The sequence below is a fragment of the Streptomyces longisporoflavus genome, assembly GCF_014649775.1.
GTDB lineage: Bacteria > Actinomycetota > Actinomycetes > Streptomycetales > Streptomycetaceae > Streptomyces > Streptomyces longisporoflavus.
This window is the reverse complement of sequence record NZ_BMTR01000006.1, coordinates 20197-37630: the sequence shown is the minus strand read 5'-3', so window position 1 is coordinate 37630 and position 17434 is coordinate 20197. Positions and strand designations below refer to the sequence as shown.

Annotated in this window: 13 protein-coding genes; 6 read left to right on the top strand and 7 right to left on the bottom strand. The window is 71.8% G+C overall.

Translation table 11 applies throughout. The annotated features are described in order from the left end of the window. Positions 1–2: 2 nt before the first annotated feature. The 7 genes from IE226_RS13915 to IE226_RS13885 form a co-directional block, all read right to left on the bottom strand. Complete coding sequence (locus IE226_RS13915) at positions 3–1529, bottom strand: Wzz/FepE/Etk N-terminal domain-containing protein (RefSeq protein ID WP_190081500.1); 1527 nt, start codon at positions 1527–1529, stop codon at positions 3–5. Beyond that, complete coding sequence (locus IE226_RS13910) at positions 1526–2893, bottom strand: Wzz/FepE/Etk N-terminal domain-containing protein (RefSeq protein ID WP_190081499.1); 1368 nt, start codon at positions 2891–2893, stop codon at positions 1526–1528. Before IE226_RS13910 ends, IE226_RS13915 begins: the two co-directional genes overlap by 4 nt. Beyond that, on the bottom strand, positions 2890–4152 hold the full coding sequence (locus tag IE226_RS13905; RefSeq protein ID WP_190081498.1) for a glycosyltransferase family 4 protein: 1263 nt from the start codon (positions 4150–4152) through the stop codon (positions 2890–2892). The genes IE226_RS13910 and IE226_RS13905 overlap by 4 nt, the downstream gene beginning before the upstream one ends. Next, positions 4142–5458: a nucleotide sugar dehydrogenase gene (locus tag IE226_RS13900; protein WP_190081497.1), complete on the bottom strand. Its 1317-nt coding sequence runs from the start codon at positions 5456–5458 to the stop codon at positions 4142–4144. The genes IE226_RS13905 and IE226_RS13900 overlap by 11 nt, the downstream gene beginning before the upstream one ends. Positions 5459–5531: 73 nt before the next feature. After that, complete coding sequence (locus IE226_RS13895) at positions 5532–7010, bottom strand: sugar transferase (protein WP_190081820.1); 1479 nt, start codon at positions 7008–7010, stop codon at positions 5532–5534. Positions 7011–7871: 861 nt separating this feature from the next. Further along, a complete protein-coding gene (locus tag IE226_RS13890) occupies positions 7872–9338 on the bottom strand; it encodes an amidase (RefSeq protein WP_190081496.1) in 1467 nt (488 codons plus the stop codon). A gap of 194 nt (positions 9339–9532) precedes the next feature. Then, on the bottom strand, positions 9533–10162 hold the full coding sequence (locus IE226_RS13885; RefSeq protein WP_190081495.1) for a TetR/AcrR family transcriptional regulator: 630 nt from the start codon (positions 10160–10162) through the stop codon (positions 9533–9535). A 137-nt stretch (positions 10163–10299) separates the two neighbouring features. On the opposite strand from IE226_RS13885, the gene IE226_RS13880 reads away from it, so the two are divergent. The 6 genes from IE226_RS13880 to IE226_RS13855 all read left to right on the top strand — a co-directional run bounded on the left by IE226_RS13880 (position 10300) and on the right by IE226_RS13855 (position 17408). Continuing rightward, the gene (locus IE226_RS13880; protein ID WP_190081494.1) at positions 10300–11994 is read left to right on the top strand and encodes a CocE/NonD family hydrolase; all 1695 of its coding nucleotides are present in this window, start codon (positions 10300–10302) and stop codon (positions 11992–11994) included. Positions 11995–12115: 121 nt separating this feature from the next. After that, positions 12116–13774, top strand: a complete 1659-nt coding sequence (locus IE226_RS13875; protein ID WP_190081493.1) for an ABC transporter substrate-binding protein — start codon at positions 12116–12118, stop codon at positions 13772–13774. Beyond that, positions 13771–14721 carry an ABC transporter permease gene (locus IE226_RS13870; RefSeq protein ID WP_190081492.1) on the top strand — a complete coding sequence of 317 codons (951 nt, stop codon included), beginning with the start codon at positions 13771–13773 and terminating at the stop codon, positions 14719–14721. The genes IE226_RS13875 and IE226_RS13870 overlap by 4 nt, the downstream gene beginning before the upstream one ends. Beyond that, a complete protein-coding gene (locus tag IE226_RS13865) occupies positions 14718–15593 on the top strand; it encodes an ABC transporter permease (protein WP_190081491.1) in 876 nt (291 codons plus the stop codon). Before IE226_RS13870 ends, IE226_RS13865 begins: the two co-directional genes overlap by 4 nt. After that, complete coding sequence (locus tag IE226_RS13860; protein ID WP_229870903.1) at positions 15590–16612, top strand: ABC transporter ATP-binding protein; 1023 nt, start codon at positions 15590–15592, stop codon at positions 16610–16612. Before IE226_RS13865 ends, IE226_RS13860 begins: the two co-directional genes overlap by 4 nt. Next, positions 16605–17408 carry an ABC transporter ATP-binding protein gene (locus tag IE226_RS13855; RefSeq protein WP_190081490.1) on the top strand — a complete coding sequence of 268 codons (804 nt, stop codon included), beginning with the start codon at positions 16605–16607 and terminating at the stop codon, positions 17406–17408. Before IE226_RS13860 ends, IE226_RS13855 begins: the two co-directional genes overlap by 8 nt. The last annotated feature ends 26 nt before the right edge of the window (positions 17409–17434 follow it).

Below are 17434 nucleotides of genomic sequence, written 5' to 3'. Positions count from 1 at the left end.
TCTTACCGCGCTTCCTGGTCGCTGTCCGGGACTCGTACTGACCATGACGGCCGCTCCGCCGGCTGCCTGCCTGCCGCGTTCTGCCGGGCAAGGCGTTCGTTGTGGCCGCGCAGCGCGGTGTGCCGGCCGTCCCACAGGGTGCCGTCGGTCCGGTCCCGCGGATCGGGGTCGACGAGCACCACACCGATCACCGGGATGAGCAGGTCCGCGAGCTGCCGCGCCACGGTGTGCAGCCACGCGGTGCTGCCGTGCCCGGCGCGCACGACGAGCACGGTCTGGGAACCGAGGTCCTGCAGGCCGGTCCACGCCGTGCCGGGTGCGACGGAGCCGACACCGAGCCGGCGCATCTGATGCGGCACGGTGGCGGCGCGGTCGGCGCTGACCACGGCCGGGCCTCCCGGCTCCTGGCCGCGGCCGGCGCGTTGCAGGGCCGGCAGGTCATCGATGATGACGACGGGGCCCTCCTCCGACAGCGCCTTGGCGAGGTCGATGGCGAGCACGCTCGTGCTGTGCGCACAGCCCAGCTCCAGGAGCGACACCGATTCCGCGGAGTCGCGCACGGTGCGGGCCAGGGTCGATACGAGCCGTTCGTGTGCCGCACGGGTCCGTCGCAGCTGCCAGAGCCTGATCGGCCGGCGGGGCACGCGCCGCAGCTCCGCGATGACCGAGGCGCCGAGGTTCGCGGCGATCTCCCGGCGGAGGACGGGACGGTCCGCCACCACCGAACCGACCGCGGCCACCGCGAGCCCGAGGACGAGCCCGAGGACGAGCCCGATCCCGGCGTTGGTCACGACGGCCATCGGCAGGGAGTGTTCCACCGCGCGCGGATCGTCCACGATCTGGGTGCCGGCGATGATCCGGGGCGCGCCCATCCGCGCCTCTTCGGCGCGCTGGTCGAAATCGGCGATCCGGGAGGTCAGTTCGGCCCGGCGGGCGAAGAGCGACTCCATGCTCGCCGACGACCCGGGGTCGCTCTCCGGTGTCCTGCCCCCGATCGACTTGTTGACCCGGGCGAGTTCGTTGCGCATGCGGTCGCCCTGGTCGCGCAGGGCCTTGGACTCGGCCTTCGCGGCCGCCTGCATCCGCCGTATGTGGTCCGCGATGAACGCGTCCGCCAGGGCCTTCGCCCGGGCCACCGCGTCCGCGTCGCTGTCACCCGTCACGTCGATCTGCAGCAGATTGTTGGTCACGCCGGTGCCCCGGTAGTCCTGCAGGAAGTCCTCCGGTTTCACCGGTGACTTGAGGGACTTCAGGGCCTTGTCGGCGATCCGCGTGGTCTGCAGTACCTCCACGTCGGTGCGGATCAGGGTGCCGGTGTCGTTCGGCTGGTCCTCCTGGTGCGCGACGAGCACCTTGGCCATGGCGGCCGGGGGCGGCGGTCGCAGGACCGCCACCGCCGCGCCGAGCAGCAGCCCGAGGACTGCCAGGGAGCACCAGAGGCGGCGGCGCCTGCGCACCGCCACCACCAGCGCCTGGAGGTTCAGCAGCGGAGCGGCCGGCGACGGCTCCGGGGTCGTGTCGGTCGTCACGCCGGGCCCCCCGTCGCTTGGCCGCGGCCCGCGAGCGCGGGTGTGGCGTTCCGCGCGGGGTCTCCGGTTGACCGGCCGGGACGGGCCCGGACCGTGCCGGCGACGACGACGCCGACGACCTCGTGCCTGCCGTCCGCACACGCGTCGGCGATGGCGGCGAGGTCACCCGCGGTCCAACTGCCCGCGCTCAGCACGACCAGGGCGCCGGACTCGGCCTCGCGGTCGGGCACCACCGGCCGGGACACCGAGACGTCCACAAGGCGCATGTGCGGATCGTTCCCGGCCTCGTCGACGAGCCGCCCGGCGGCCTGGCGGCCGATCTCGTCACCGTCCGGTACGACCACGAGCAGCCCGCGGGAGCCCGGCAGTTGGATCCGGATACGCGCGCACACGCGCCGGTAGCGGAGCTGTCTGCCCGCCTCGTCGGAGGGCAGGGGGGCCGGTGTGTTCCAGCGGGTGTCGAGGCCGAGGAAACGGCGCGCCCGGGCCCGCGGGCCGCCGCCCCGGGGCCGGTGCGCGGTCCGTCCGCCGGGCACGTCGACGGTGCCGATGACCGTCGAGCCCAGCGCCGCGGCGATCTGCGGTTCGGCGCGCAGGCGGCGATCGGACCGTGCCGCGGTGAGGTGGGCGATGACCGCGGCCAGCAGGGAAAGCAGCGCCCCGCCGACCATGAGCTGCGTCCTCGTCGGCGGTGCCTCGCCGGTCGGCAGGACCGCGTTTCCCATGACGACCATGCCGGCCTTTCCGGTCGCCGGGTCGGCCTCTTCAAGCTTCTTCATGGCCTCCTCCAGCGAGCTGCGCAATTTCTCGAGCGAGGTGCGGGCCTGCACGCTCTCCACGGTCTGTCCCGGATCGGCCGCCTTGGCCAGTTCGCTGATGCGGCGGTTGGTCTCCTCGACCTTCTTCCGCAGCGCCTCGGGGCCCGAGGCGCGTGCGGGGTCGGTGCTGCCGCCCGCGACCCGGGTGGCGAAGGTGACGAACTCCTTGGCCACCCGGTCGGCGAGCTGCTGGGCATGCTCCGGGGTGTCGGCCGTACCCGAGATCTCGACGATGTTGCCGTCGGCTGCTTTGGCGCTCACCTGGTCGATGAGTTCGCTGCCGTCGCCGTCCGTCCAGTCGAGCGCGCCGGCCGCCCGGTCGACGACCGACGAACTGGTCGCGACGTTCACCTGGGTGAGCAGCTCGCGTTCCTCCCACGCGCCCGGCAGCAGTACGGACGCCGATGCCGTGTAGCGCGGCGGGAACAGCACCAACGAGGCGCCGTAGCCGAGGAGTGCGCCCGCCAGGGCGACGACGGCGAGCAGCCGCCAGCGCCTGCGGAAGATCCGTCCGATCGTCACCAGACGTATGGTGTCCTCGCTCAACGTCGCCGCCTCCTCCCCTTCCGGATCGGGGTGCCGCCCACACGGGCGTGGTCGCGGCAGGCGACGGCGTAGGCGGCGAGCAGCGACGCCTGTGAGTTCTCCCAGGACAGCGGTCCGCTGACCCGCTCCTGGCCGAGCTTGCCCATTCTGGCCCGCTTTTCCGGGTCGTCGAGGAGCAGCGCGGTGAGTCTGGCGAATTCGGCCTCGTCGTCGGCGGGCGCGTACACGGCGGCGTCGCCGGCGGAGACGCGCGCCTCCCGCAGGTCGAAGGAGACGATCGGCCGGCCCATGGCCATGTACTCCAGGACCTTGTTCATGGTCGACACGTCGTTGAGCGGATTGCGCGGGTCCGGGGACAGGCACACGTCCGCGGTGGAGAGGTAGCGCACCAGGTCGGCGTCCGGGATGCGCCCGGTGAACTCCACCTGGTCGGTGAGCCCGAGCTGCCGCGACAGTTCCACCATCGCGTCGAAGGCGTCACCGGAACCGACGAACACCGCGTGCCAGTCGGTACGCCCGAGGTCGTCACGGAGTTTGGCCAGGGACCGCAGCGCGTAGTCGACGCCGTCCTGCGGGCCCATGACGCCGAGGTAGCACAGCAGATGAGGCTTGCCGCGCTTCAACTCCGGCTCGGGCGGCACCGGTTGGAACCGGTCGACCGCGGGCGCGCTGCGCACCACGAACACGTCCTGCGGCCGCTTGCCGCCACGCCGCACCGCGACGTCGCGGTAGCTCTCGTTCGTTGCGAGGACGACGTCCGCGGCCCGGTACGTCAGCCGTTCGAGGGCGCACACGGCGCGGTAGAGCAGGTCCTCGCCTCGGTCGAACCGGGAGAGGTACAGCTCGGGCACCAGGTCGTGCTGGTCGAAGATGAACCGCGCGCCGCGCCGCCGCAGCCACCGTGCGGGCAGGAACAGCAGGTCGGGCGGGTTGCAGGCGTGCACCACATGGACCGGGCCGACCTTGCGGATCAGGCGGGCCGTGTGCCACAGGGCCGATCCGTACTCGCGCAGATAGCCGGACGGCCCTCCGGTGGCCGCTTGCAACGGGTAGCGGTGGATCCGCACCCCGTCGATCTCGACCTCCGCCTCCGTGTCCCGTTTGGTGCCCTGCGGGCAGATGACGTGCACCTTCCAGCCCGCGTCGCGCAGTGTCGTGCACTCCTGCCACACCCGCCGATCGAACGGCACCGACAGGTTTTCCACCAAGATCAGCGCGCGGCGGGCAGGCCCGCCGCCGCTCGTTGCATTACCAAGCAAGGCCTACGTACCCCGGTTCTGTCCGGCGCGCTTCGGCGTCGGGTAGGCGGATCAGATCAATGAGCACCGGTCCTGCCCCGTGGGGCAGCGCCGAGAGGACGGCCGGATCCTTGGTTCCGACCAGACACACCTCGGAGTGCTCGACCACTTCTTCGGCGGAGTCCGCGAGCAGCTGGGCGAGGTGCGGGAGGCGGGTCTCGATGTACTCGCGGTTGGCGCCGATCAGCCGCGAGAGGCTGACGTTGGCGTCGTAGATCCGCAGGTCGTAGCCCTTGCCGAAGAGTCTCTCGGCCAGCTCGACGAGCGGGCTCTCGCGCAGGTCGTCGGTGCCTGGCTTGAAGGAGAGACCGAACAGGCCCACACGGCGCTTGCCGGTGCGCTCGACCAGCTCCACCGCGCGCTGCAGGTGGTCCGCGTTGGAGGGCAGCACGTGGGAGAGGATCGGCACCGAGATGTCCGCCCGCTGTGCCGCGTACACCAGGCTGCGTAAGTCCTTGGGCAGGCAGGAGCCGCCGAAGGCGAAGCCGGGCCGCAGGTAGGCGGGGCTGATGTTGAGCTTGCGGTCGGCCAGGAACACGTCCATGACCTGGTGCGAGTCGACGCCGAGCGCCTGGCACACCGCGCCCAGTTCGTTCGCGAAGCCGATCTTCAGGCCGTGGAACGCGTTGTCGGCGTACTTGATCGCCTCGGCCGTCGGCACCGGCACCCGGAACACCTCGCCGGGCACGCTCTCGTACAGCGACGCGACCACGTCGCCGCTCGCCGGGTCGAGTTCGCCGATGACGGTCTTGGGCGGGTCGAAGAAGTCCCGCACGCTCGTGCCCTCGCGCAGGAACTCCGGGTTGACCGCGACCCCGATGTCCACCCCGGCGGTGCCGCCGAGGGCCTTCTCCAGGATCGGCACGAGCAGGTTCAGGCAGGTGCCCGGCAGCATGGTGCTGCGGAAGACGACGGTCTGCCGCCCGCCCCGCTCGGCCACCGCGGCGCCGATCTGCTCGGTGACCCGCTCCAAGTACGTGGTGCACAGGCTGCCGTTGGGCTCCGAGGGCGTGCCCACGCAGATCAGCGACACCTCGCTGCCCATGATCGCCTCGCGGACGTCGACGGTGGCGCGCAGCGCACCGCTCCGTACGACCTCGGCCGTGAGCTCGCCGATCCGCTCCTCGACCACCGGTGCCTTGCCGTCGTTGACCAGGTCGACCTTGACCTGGTTGACGTCCACCCCGATGACCTCGTGGCCCATGCTGGCCAGGCACGCCGCCGACACGCAGCCCACGTAACCCAGACCGAAAACGCTGACTCTCATACCCCGTCCATCCCCCCAAGCAGGCCCCCACGGCCTGCGATCCGCGCGCCCGGCGGGCGACGCACCCCGCGCATCAGTAGGCCCCCTGGCCATAGAGCACCGCACGCAGCGTCTTCCACAAGATCACCGTGTCCAGGGCGAGCGACCAGTCCTCCACGTAGCGCAGGTCGAGCCGGACCGCCTCTTCCCACGGCAGGTCACTGCGGCCGCTGATCTGCCACAGGCCGGTGAGGCCGGGCTTGACCAGGAGCCGCCGCCGGATGTCCGGGCCGTAGGCGGCGGATTCCTCCGGCAGCGGAGGCCGCGGGCCGACGAGCGACATCGATCCGGTCAGTACGTTGAAAAGCTGCGGGAGCTCGTCGATCGAGTACCGCCTGAGCACGGCTCCCACCCGGGTCACCCGCGGGTCCCGGCGCAGTTTGAACAGCAGCCCCGCGCCTTCGTTGCGGTGGGCGAGCTGGGCGCGTGCCGCGTCGGCCCCGACCACCATCGTGCGGAACTTGAAGATGGTGAACTCGCGGCCGTCCTTGCCGACTCTGCGCTGGCGGTAGAGCGCCCCGCCCCGGCTCTCCGCGAGGACGAGCAGGCCGACGAGCACCATCAGCGGCGCGAAAAGCACCAGCAGGATCGCGGCGCCGAGGCGGTCGACCACTCCTTTGACCACCCGGCGCCCCCCGGTGAAGGCCGGCATGCTGACCCGCAGGAGCGGGATTCCGAGCACCGCGTCCACGTGCAGCCGCGGTCCGGCCACCTCCATGAGGACCGGGGCCACGACCATCTCGGCGTCGCTGCCCTCCAGGTTCCAGGCAAGGCGTTGCAGCCGGTCCGGTGACCAGTGCGGGTCCGGGGTGACCGCGACGACGCGGTAGCCGTCGCGGTGCACGTGGTTCGCGACGTCCGTCAGCTGGCCGACGACCGGCACGCCGTCGAGTCGGTCTCCGTCGAGCCCGAGACCGTCCGTCGTGCACACCGCGTCCACCTGCCAGCCCAGATGCGGGAACTTGCGGGTGCGGGCGATCAGGTCACTGACGGTGGCCAGGCTGCCGGCGGCGAGCACCGGGCGCAGGCACCGCCCTTCCTTGCGCTGCTTGTGCAGCCACAGGCGCAGCAGATATCTCGCCGTCATGGTGACGAGCGCGATCGCGGGGACCGCGACGAAGATCCAGAGTTTGATGTTGCGCGAGGTGAGAGCGATCCCGCCGAGCGCCAGTACGACGACCGCCGTGAACAGGGAGCGCCCGAGCCGGCGGAATTCCTCGGCGCCCTGGCCGAGTACGGCCGGAACCCAGGCCCGGCTCATCGCGAGCGCCGCCAGCACCAGAAGTTCGGTGCCGAAGGCGAGGATGCCCCACTTCTCGTGCCAGTTGGCCGCGTCCCTGGCACCGAAGAAGATGCCGATGGACGCCACCACGACGGCGGTGACCACCGTGTCGCTGATGATCACGGTACGGCGGTACCGCTGTTCCCAGTCACTGGCCGGTCGTCTGATGGTCCCGTTGGTCAGACGCCCTCGCGCCGACGGAAACGGGTCGACTAATTCCCCCTGCTGCACCGGACCCCCCACAGGTCGCCTGGTTCCCTCAGGAGACCCCCGCCCCCCGAGTCGCGCTCTTCTTCCCCCTACGGGAGGCCCCCGCCTCCCGCGTCGCGCCGTTCTTCCCCCGGCGGAAGGCCCCCACCCTCCGCGTGCAACATCCCGGCTGCCTCGCCGATATCGGCACAGCCCACCCCGACGGGCAGCAGACTCGCGTGACCTGCCAGACGTTCGAGTTGCCATGCCTGGGAACCCGTCGAAACCCCGGGTGCTCCCCGCACCCAAGGCCCCTTCCGGGCCCCGGTGTTGACAACTTCCGCGTCTGGCGCCGGGGACGCGACTGCCGCCTGCCTCTAGCGCCGGACCTATTGATGTTTGTTGGTCGCTTCATGCTCGAACAGCTGAAGCACGGTCAATTTAGACCATCGGGGTCGCCGTGTAGAGGGGGTGTGTGGAATTCGTGTTCAACCCTTGGGACTGGACGCACCGGCCGGCGCGGCCCCCGGCACGCCGTGACGACAAGGACACACCCTGTGACCTGTGACGACGTGAATCTCCCGGGCTACCGCCACCGGCGGTTCCGAGCCGTTCCGGAATTGTCAACTGGGCTTGATTTGGCCCCTGTTGACGCCGTCTCCAGCGCCGGATGCGGACGCCGTGGCGGGTGCGCGTCCGGTGCGGTTCCCACAGGGCGACCGCGGTCGCGGAGACCGGGCCGCCGAGGACCGCGCACCACGGTGCGGCCGGCGGCCCGTGCGGCAGCCCGCCTTCGAGCGCGCCGCGGCGGCTTCCGGCCAAAAGAAGGAAGCTTGACACCGGGAGAAAACACCACCCGGCCACCGGCCTTCGGACCGCCCGGTAAGCCGGGGCACCGGACCCCTAACCGGTCCCGAGGGGCGGCAGGAAGCGGGGGGTGCGGTCCTCGATGGCCCGGGCCGCGTCGAGGATGCGCTCCTCCGCGTACCGGCCGCCGATGAGCTGGACACTCACCGGCAGGCCGTCGCTCAGTGACGACGGCACCGTGACGGCGGGGAAGCCCAGGACGGGCACGGCTGCCATCGGCCACATGGCCGCGACGAGTTCGGCGGCACGTTCGGGGCTCGCGATGTCCGCGTCCTGCTCGAACGCCGGCTCGGCGCAGACGGGGGTGAGCAACACCCGGTGGTTGCCCAGGAGTTGCTGGAGCCGGGTGATGAGCGAGGCGCGGCGCGCCCAGCCCTGGATGTACGTCTCGAGGGACGGGCGCTCGCCCCAGATCGCCGCGGCGGCGCCGAAGGAGTACCGCAGCGAGGTGCGGATGTCGTCGTCGCCGACGTCGTTCACCAGCGGGAGCATCGGGCGGAAGTCCTCGTAGATCAGCAGGGCCCAGATGCGTGCGGCCTCGGCGAGCAGCGGCAGATCGTCGAGCTCCTCGACCTCGTGCCCGGCTTCGGCGAGCTGGGCGGCGGCTTCGGTGACGGCCCGGTCGACGGCGGGGTGGTTCTTCACCGTGCCGATGCCGCGCACCACCGTGACCTTGGCCTTGACGCCTTCCGGGAGTCGGACGGGCGCGGCGGGGATGCCGTACGGGTCGCGCAGATCGGGGGTGGTCATGACGTGCAGCGCGAGTCGGGCGTCGGCCACCGATCTGGCCAACGGCCCCTCTACGGCGCACGCCTGAACCGTGGGCGGGACGTCGATCTGCCGGCGGCCCGCGGGGGTGTCGGCGTAGGCGGGCGGCGTCCAGCCGGAGACGCGGCCGACGGTGGGGCGGATGCCGACCACGCCGCAGCAGGCCGCGGGGTAGCGGATCGAGCCGCCGATGTCGTTGCCCTGCGCGATCGGTGTCATGCCGGCGGCGAGGCTGCTGGAGGCGCCGCCGCTGGAGCCGCCGGGGGTGCGGGTGGCGTCCCAGGGGTTGAGGGTGCGGCCGTGCAGGGCGTTGGTGGAGAACCAACGGTAGGAGAAGGCGGGGGCGTTGCTCCGGCCGAGCAGGACGGCGCCCGCCTCCCGCAGGGCCGTGACGCAGGCCGCGTCCCCTTCGGCGGGGCGGCCCGCGAGGGCGGCGACGCCGTGGCTCGTGACGCGGCCCCGCTGGTCCGTATTGATCTTGGTGGAGACCGGTACGCCGTGCAGCGGGCCGAGTTCGACTCCCGCGGCGACGTCCCGGTCGGCGCGGCGCGCGTCGGCCAGCGCTTCCTCGGGGCGGATGTCCACCAGCGCCGCGAGTCGCGGGTTGGTCTGCTCGATGCGCGCGAGGCAGGACCGTACGACCTCCACGGACGAGACCTCGCGCCTGCGGATGGCGTCGGCCAGGTCGGTGGCGGTGCGCTGCCACGGCTCGGCAGCAGGATTCCGGGTTTCCATGATCGCCTCTCGCCTCTGGGGAAGGGGGCGCCCGCACCCCGGCGTCTGTCCGGCGGCCGGGAGACTGCCCCGGCGTCCGGGAGATCGCCCGGTCGTACGGAAAGCGCGGCGGAGGACCGCTCCGCGCGGATATCAAACGCCGTGATACAACGGCGTTTGATCGAAGCTCAGCGTCACGCCCCGCACCCGGCTTGTCAAGACTTGGCGCCTCGCTCCCCGGGCCCGGCACCCCCCTCGGCCGCCCCGCTCTGGAGCAGCTCGACCGCGGCGAGCACGGCCCGCGCCCCCCGCTCGTCCGACCACCCCTCGGGGTCCTCCAGCGTGGCGAGCCAGTACCCGCGGAACAGCAGATGCAGGACGTCCGCCGCCAACTCCGGGGCCGGCGTGCCCGCGGCGACGGTCACCTCCTCCAACTCGTCGCGCTGGGTACGCGCCAGTGTCCGGACCAGGTCGACCTCGCGCCCGACAGCCGCGCCCGCCCCCGACGCCGCACCGACGGTCTCCATCAGGAGCCTGCGCAGCACCTCGTCGTCGTCGCGGGTGGTGCACATCCAGCGCGCGAACGCCGCGAGACGCTCGGCCCCCCGCGTGCCTTCGAGGACGTCTTCCACCTCGCGCCCCCATTCCTCCTCCGCGTGCCGCAGCGCGTTGGCCATCAGATCGGAGCGGCTCGGGACGTAGTTGGTGACCATGGCCGTCGAGCCGCCGAGCTGCTCGGCGACCGCGCGGATGGTCACGGCGCGCACCCCTCGCTCGCGGGCCACCCGGATGGTGGCGGCGGCGATCTCGTCGAGCCGCTGGGCTGTGTCTACCTCGATCGGCATGTCATCGACCTCAAATCGATCCCGAGACCTCAAATCGACCTCGATACGGAGTGTTGACGCGGTGGCGAACTGCTGCAATGTTGTCATACAACGACGTTACACAACGCCGTTGTATCTCATGTGGCCGGAGAATTCCCATGCCCTTCACCTTCGAGCGGATCGGCGCGGCGCCCCCCGCCGAGACCGCCCGGCAGTACATGGTCCGCATGCGCGACGGCGTGCGACTCGCCACCGACGTCTACCTCCCCCGCCTCGCCGCGGACCCGCGGGACGACGCGGCGTTCCCCGCGGTGCTCGTGCGGCTGCCCTACGACAAGAACAGCCGCTACGTGTACTTCGACCGCATCGCGCGCCTCTTCACCGCCCGCGGCTACGCGGTGGTGGTGCAGGACGTGCGGGGCAAGTTCCGCTCGGGCGGCACGACGGTGCCCTTCCTGCGGGAGTCGCAGGACGGCCACGACGCCATCGACTGGATCGTCCACCAGAGCTGGTCGGACGGGAGCGTCGGCATGTTCGGCGACTCCTACTACGGGTTCACGCAGTGGGCCGCCGTCGCCGCCCAGCATCCGGCCCTGCGGGCGATCGTGCCCCGGATGACCGCCGCCGACTTCAACACCATCTGGCACCCCGAGGGGCAGGCCTCGCCCGTCTGGCTGGAGGGCGTCGAGTACTTCGCCCACCACTGGGTGGACAACGACTCCTACGACTACCGCGTCGACCGCTCCAGACGCCCCGTCATCGAGCAGTACGAGGAGGCGTTCCGCGCCATCGGGGCCCGCTCCCTCTGGTTCGACCTGCTGGCGCCCCGGCCGGCCGGCCTGTCGACGCAGCCGGGGCTGCACCCCTTCGACGCACGGCCGGTGCCGGTGCTGCACTGCGTGGGGTGGTTCGACAACATCGTCACGGCGCACATGCGGGACTACCTGGAACTCGCGTCGCGGCCGGGCTGGGACGCCGTGCAGTATCTGCGGGCCGGCGCGGTCGACCACGAGAACTACCGCCTCGCGCAGGCGCCGGTCCGTGACGAGGACAACCACAACACCGATGAGGACGCCCTCGCCCGGATGCTCCCGGAGTACGCGAACCCGGCCATCGACTTCTTCGACGTGTTCCTGAAGGGCGTACGGCCGGTATCCTCGCTGTCCAGGGTGACATGGGAACTCGGCCATGCCGACTGGCGGACCGCGACCGCCTGGCCGCCCGCCGAAAGCACCGAACGGACCTTCCACCTCGCCGACTTGGCCCGTGCGAGCGGCCCGCTGCCGGGCGCCTCGCTGGCCGACGCGCCCGCCGGGGACGACCAGGCGGCCCAGTGGGCGCACGACCCGGACTCACCGGTGCCCTCCCTGGTCGAGGACTCGTTCGCCTTTCTGCACGCCTACCCGGACCTCGCGCCGGTGGCCGCCCGCGATGACGTGCTCGTATTCTCCGCGCCCGCGGTGAGCGAGCCCCTGGATCTGGCGGGCCCGGTCGGCGTCTGTCTCCATGTCACCGGCACAGCGCCGGAGTTCGACGTATTCGCCAAGCTCGTCGACCTCGGGCCGGACGGGCGCGCACATCAGATCGCGCGAGGCCAGGTGGCGGTGCGCGCCGCGGGGACGGCCGACGAGATCCGTCTCGACCTCGGGCACACCGGCTACCGGCTGCGCCCCGGCCACCGCCTCGCACTGCTCCTGGCCGGCAGCGACCATCCCCTCTTCCTGCCCGCGCCGGGCACCGGCGAGAACCCCTGGACAGCGCTCACCACGAAGCCCAGCACCCAGACCCTGTACTCCGGCGGCGCCCGCCCGTCCCGGCTGACCGTCACGGTCATGCCCCCGACCGGCCCCTGAACCGCCCGCGTCGCCCCGCACACCGACGCGCACTCCGCGCTCCGACGGCTCCCCCGCACCCCACACCCGGCCGAAAGAACACTTCCGCAGCGATCCGACTCCCTCCCCGAGGTGCTCCCTCATGAAGGCTCCCAGAATCACCGCCCCGGCCGCCGGCGGCGCCCTGTGCGTCCTGCTCACCGCGACCGCTTGTACGTCGGGCACCACCGCCGATCCGGCACCGGGCCCCCGGAAGCTCACGCTGACCACGCCCGCCGCCACGGGCGCCCTCGACGACGTCACCTGGAACCTGCCCATGGGCGAGCCGAGGACGCTGGACTCGGCGAAGGTCGCCGACTACTCGCCGAGCACCGTCAAGGCCAACCTCTGCGACTCGCTGCTGCGGCTGGAGCCCGACTACTCCATCGCCCCCGGCCTCGCCTCCTCCTGGAGCAGGCCCGACGACAAGACGCTGGTCCTCAACCTCCGCAAGGGCGTGAGGTTCTGGAACGGGCACCCCATGACCGCGGGCGACGTCGTCAGCAGTCTGCGGCGCCAGGGGGACCCCGCGACGCAGAGCGTCAACGCGAGTCTCCTCGCCCGGGTCAAGACGATCACCGCGACCGGCGCACACCAGGTGACCGTCCGCTTCGAGTCCCCCGACGAGATGTTCTTCAAAGGGCTCGCCACCAGCTTCGGCACGGTCAACGAAGCCGCGTACGTGAAGAAGGCCGGGCGCGCCTACGGAAGCGCCAAGGGCGGACTGATGTGCACGGGCCCCTTCGAGCTGGCGTCGTGGAAACCCGGCGAGTCCATCACCGCCACGCGCAACGCGGAGTACTGGGACACCTCGCTCCGGCCGAAGATCAAGAAGCTGAGGTTCACGTTCATCACCGACGGCTCCACGCTCACCAGCGCCCTGCTGTCCGGCGAGGTCGACGGCAGTTACGAGATCAGTTCGGCGGGCGCCCGTGCCCTCGGCTCCGCCGACGTGGGCACTCTCTACCACGGCCCCTCGGCGCAGACGAACTTCATCGCCGCGATCGGCGAGGACTCACCGCTTGCGGACCGCAAGATTTCCGAGGCCCTCTCGCTCGTCCTCGACCGGGACGACCTGATCAAGAACGTGTACGCCGGCGCCGCACAGAAGCTAAAGACCTTCGTCCCGCCGCTGGTGTGGGAGAACGGCGAGGCAGCCGACATCTACGCCGAGGGGTACGACGCCCTGCCCGCCGTGCCCGGGGTCGACGTGGAGAAGGCCGAGAAGCTGGTGGACCAGGCCCGTACCGAGCGGCGCACGCTGACCGTCGCCATGGCCGCGGGAGACCAGCAGTCGCAGCAGACCCTCACCTTCCTCCAGGCGGGGGCCAAGCGGATCGGCATCAAGATAGTCATCAAGCAGTTGCAGCCGACGCAGATGTCGGGCCTCTTCTTCGACGCCTCGCTGCGCAAGGGCCTGGACGCGACCATGGTCCTCGGGTACGTCGAGATCCCGGACCCGATCTCGTACGCACAGCTCCTCACGGATCCGGAATCCCTGTTCAACTGGACCAAGTACCGCGACCCCGAGGTCACTTCGCTGCTCGACCGGGCCCGGGCCGCCACGGAGCCGACGAAGTCGGCCCGGCTCTTCACCCGGGCACAGCAGCGCTACAGCGCCGACCTGCCCGTGGTGCCCCTGGCCTCCCCGCACGAGCGACTGTTCCTCAACAAGCGTCTCAGCGGCGCCCCTTCATCCTTCGCCTACCTCAACATGCCGTGGGCGGCCCACCTCGGCGGCACCGGCAAGGGCACCTCGTGATCGCCCGCTTCGTCGTCCGCCGGGCGGCGGCCCTGGCGGTGACCCTGCTGATCGCGAGCGTCGCCATCTACGGCGCCCTGTTCCTGTCCCCCGGCGATCCGGCGACGCTGCTGGTCGGCGGGGGCAAGGAGCCAAGTCCCCGGCTGCTCGCGGAAATTCACCGCCAGTACCACCTGGACGAACCGTTCCCGGCGAGCTACTGGCGCTGGCTGACCGGCATGCTGCGGGGCGACGCGGGACAGTCCCTCAGCTACCAGGACTCCGTCACCCACCTGCTGGGCGCCCGGATCGGCAACACCCTTCTCCTGATCGCCTACGCCGCCCTCCTCATCGTCACCTTCGGCGTCGCCCTCGGCGCCCTGGCCGCCCTGCGCGGCGAGTGGGCCGACACCGTGGTGACGGTGCTCTCCACGACCTTCATGGCGGTGCCGGTCTTCGTCATGGCGGTCCTGCTGACCTGGGGCTTCGCCGTGCGGCTCGGCTGGTTCCCGGCCTACGGCTCGGGCACCGGATTCACCGACCGCCTGGAGCATCTCACCCTGCCCGCCCTGGCCCTCGCCGCCTCATGGCTCGCCTACGTCGCCCAGGTGTCCCGCGCGGCGATCCGCGCCGAGCTGGTCTCCGAGCATGTGCAGACCGCGCGCAGCCGGGGCATCAAGGAGAGCCGCATCGTCCGCAAGCACATCCTGCGCAACGCCGCCGCACCGATCGTCTCCGTCTCGGGGGTCGCCGTGGCGGGCCTGATCGCCGGCTCGTCCATCGTGGAACAGGCCTTCGGCCTCAACGGCGTCGGGGCGCTCCTCATCCAGAGCGCCGCCAAGCAGGACCTGGCCGTCGTGCAGGCTCTCGCGCTGCTCACGGTGGTGGCGTTCGCCCTGATCAACACCGCCGTCGACGTGCTGAGCGCGGCACTCGACCACCGTCTTCCGCCGGGAGGAAGCCGATGAGCGCCTATCAGTCGGTCCCGGCCGCAGGCGGCAGGCTCCCGCTCGGCCGGGTCCGCGCCCTCGCCCGCGGCCAGGGGGTGCCGATCGCCGCCGGAACCGTCGTGGCGCTCGTGGTCCTCGCCGCCGTGTTCGCCCCGCTGCTCGCGCCGTACGACCCCAACGCGGTTGATCCGCTCGCCGTTTCACAGGGCAGCTCGGCGGCGCACTGGCTCGGCACGGACGACACGGGGCGCGACATCCTCTCCCGTCTCCTGTACGGGGCGCGGCCCAGTCTGCTCGCGCCCGCGCTCATCACCCTGACCGCGGGCCTGGCCGGCACGGCGCTCGCGGTGTCTGCGGCCTGGCTCGGCGGCTGGTACGACCGGGTCGTCTCCGCCTTCCTCGACCTCGTCTTCGGCTTCCCGGGACTCGTCCTTGCCGTGGTCGGCGCGGCGGTCTTCGGGGCGGGCCTGGACATCGCCGTCATCACCCTCTCCCTCGCCTATCTGCCGTACATCGCCCGCGTCGTGCGCAGCGCGGCCCTGCGCGAACGCGCGCTTCCGTACGTGTCCGCGCTGGGCCTGCTGGGGCTTTCCGGCCGGCGGATCTGCCTGCGCCATCTGCTGCCGAATCTGCTGCCTCTCGTCCTCGTGCAGGCGACCACTTCGTTCGGCTACACGATGCTCGACGTGGCGGCGTTCTCCTTCATCGGGCTCGGCACCCAACCGCCCACCGCGGAATGGGGGTTGATGGTGGCCAACGGCGCGCCGGGCATCATCGCCGGCCAGCCCGAGCAGTCGCTGTACGCCGGTCTGGTCATCGTCGTCTTCGTCATCGCCTGCAATCTGCTGGGCAGCGGTCTGTCCCGGCGGCTCCTCGGGGAGGACCGATGAACCACATGGAGACTCCGCTGCTCGCGTTCGAGGGCCTGCACATCACCCTGCCCGTCCGGGGCGAACACCGTGCCGTCGTCCACCGCGTGGACCTCACCGTCCCGGCGGGCGGCGCCGTGGGCCTGGTGGGCGAGTCCGGCTCGGGCAAGTCGCTCACCGCCCGTTCGGTGCTGCGGCTGCTGCCTCCCGGTGCCCGGGTCGGCGGCGACGTGCGCTTCGACGGCGCCTCGGTCACCGCCATGGACGCGGCCTCGCTGCGCGCGCTGCGCGGCAGCGGGGCGGCGATGATCTTCCAGGACCCGCGGGCGCACATCAATCCGCTGCGCACCATCGGCGACTTCCTCACCGAGGGCCTGGTCACCACGCGCGGGCAGCGCCAGGGTGCCGCCACGGCCCGGGCCACGGACCTCCTCCGCGAGGTGGGCATCGCCGACGCGCCGCGGCGGCTGCGCCAGCGCCCGGCCGAACTGTCCGGCGGGCTGCTGCAACGCGTCATGATCGCGGCGGCCCTGATCGGCGAGCCCCGGCTGCTCCTCGCGGACGAGCCGACCACCGCCCTCGACGTCACCACACAGGCCGAAGTCATGGCCGTCATCGACGAGGCGCGGGAGCAGCGCGGCCTCGCGATGCTGTTCATCACGCACGATCTGGCGCTGGCGGCGGCCGTCTGCGACAGCATCGCGGTGATGTACGCGGGGTCGGTGGTGGAGCAACTGCCCGCCGCGCGCCTCCACGACGCGTCCTGTCATCCGTACACCCGCGCCCTCCTTGCCGCACGGCCCGACCCGGGGACGGGTGCGAGGCCGTTGCGGGCGATCGAGGGCCGACCGCTGTCGGCGTCCGAGGCCGGTCCCGGCTGTGCGTTCGCACCCCGCTGCCCGGCGGCCCGCGACCTCTGCACGACGGATCGTCCGCTGCCGGAGCGGACCGGTGACGGACGTACCGCCTGCCATTTCCCCCTCCTCGCGGGCGCGGACGACGCGGCGCCCGGTACGGAAAGGACGGTGCGCCATGGCTGACGCCGGCGCCCCTGCGGCCCTGGAAGCGGCCGGCCTGCGCAAAACCTACGGGGACTTCGTCGCGGTCGAGGACGTCGGGCTGTCGCTCGCCCCCGGCGCGTCCCTCGCGCTGGTCGGTGAGTCCGGCTCGGGCAAGACCACGACCGCCCGCATGATCGCCGGCCTAGAGGCGCCGACCGCCGGAACCGTACGGTTCGACGGCCGGGTCCTGCCGGGGCGCCGGGCCCGCACCGCCGTGCGCGGGAGTTTCGCCGGGGACGTCCAGATGGTCTTCCAGGACCCGTACGCCTCACTGGACCGGCATCAGCGCGTGGCGGACAGCATCAGCGAAGTCCTCGCACACCACACGGACCTGCGCGGCAGCGCGCTGGCCCGGCGCACGGCGGAACTCCTGGACCAGGTGGGTCTCACCGCCGGCCAGGCGCGGTCGCTGCCCCGCGCGCTCTCGGGAGGCCAGCGCCAGCGCGTCGCCATCGCCCGCGCGGTGGCCGTGCGCCCCCGCGTCCTGGTGCTCGACGAGGCGGTCGCCGCCCTGGACGTGTCCGTGCAGGCCCAGATCGTCACGCTGCTGCGGGAGCTGCGCGAACAGAGCGACACCGCCTACCTGTTCATCACCCATGACCTCGGCATCGTCCAGCACATCTGCGAGGACATCGCGGTGATGCACCGCGGGCGGATCATCGAGCGAGGGCGCACGCTCTCCGTGCTCGAACGGCCCGGCGCCGCGTACACCCGCAAGCTGATCGACTCGGTGCCGCGCCGGGGCTGGACCCCCAAGCGCGGTGCTACCGCCTGACGTACCTCGACCACCCGCCCGAACCC

What these genes read in the sequence shown, in the direction of transcription:
- IE226_RS13900 (WP_190081497.1), bottom strand. Translation starts at nt 5,458, where the DNA reads ATGAGAGTCAGCGTTTTCGGTCTGGGTTACGTGGGCTGCGTGTCGGCG.
- IE226_RS13890 (WP_190081496.1), bottom strand. Translation starts at nt 9,338, where the DNA reads ATGGAAACCCGGAATCCTGCTGCCGAGCCGTGGCAGCGCACCGCCACC.
- IE226_RS13885 (WP_190081495.1), bottom strand. Translation starts at nt 10,162, where the DNA reads ATGCCGATCGAGGTAGACACAGCCCAGCGGCTCGACGAGATCGCCGCC.
- IE226_RS13880 (WP_190081494.1), top strand. Translation starts at nt 10,300, where the DNA reads ATGCCCTTCACCTTCGAGCGGATCGGCGCGGCGCCCCCCGCCGAGACC.
- IE226_RS13875 (WP_190081493.1), top strand. Translation starts at nt 12,116, where the DNA reads ATGAAGGCTCCCAGAATCACCGCCCCGGCCGCCGGCGGCGCCCTGTGC.
- IE226_RS13865 (WP_190081491.1), top strand. Translation starts at nt 14,718, where the DNA reads ATGAGCGCCTATCAGTCGGTCCCGGCCGCAGGCGGCAGGCTCCCGCTC.
- IE226_RS13860 (WP_229870903.1), top strand. Translation starts at nt 15,590, where the DNA reads ATGAACCACATGGAGACTCCGCTGCTCGCGTTCGAGGGCCTGCACATC.
- IE226_RS13855 (WP_190081490.1), top strand. Translation starts at nt 16,605, where the DNA reads ATGGCTGACGCCGGCGCCCCTGCGGCCCTGGAAGCGGCCGGCCTGCGC.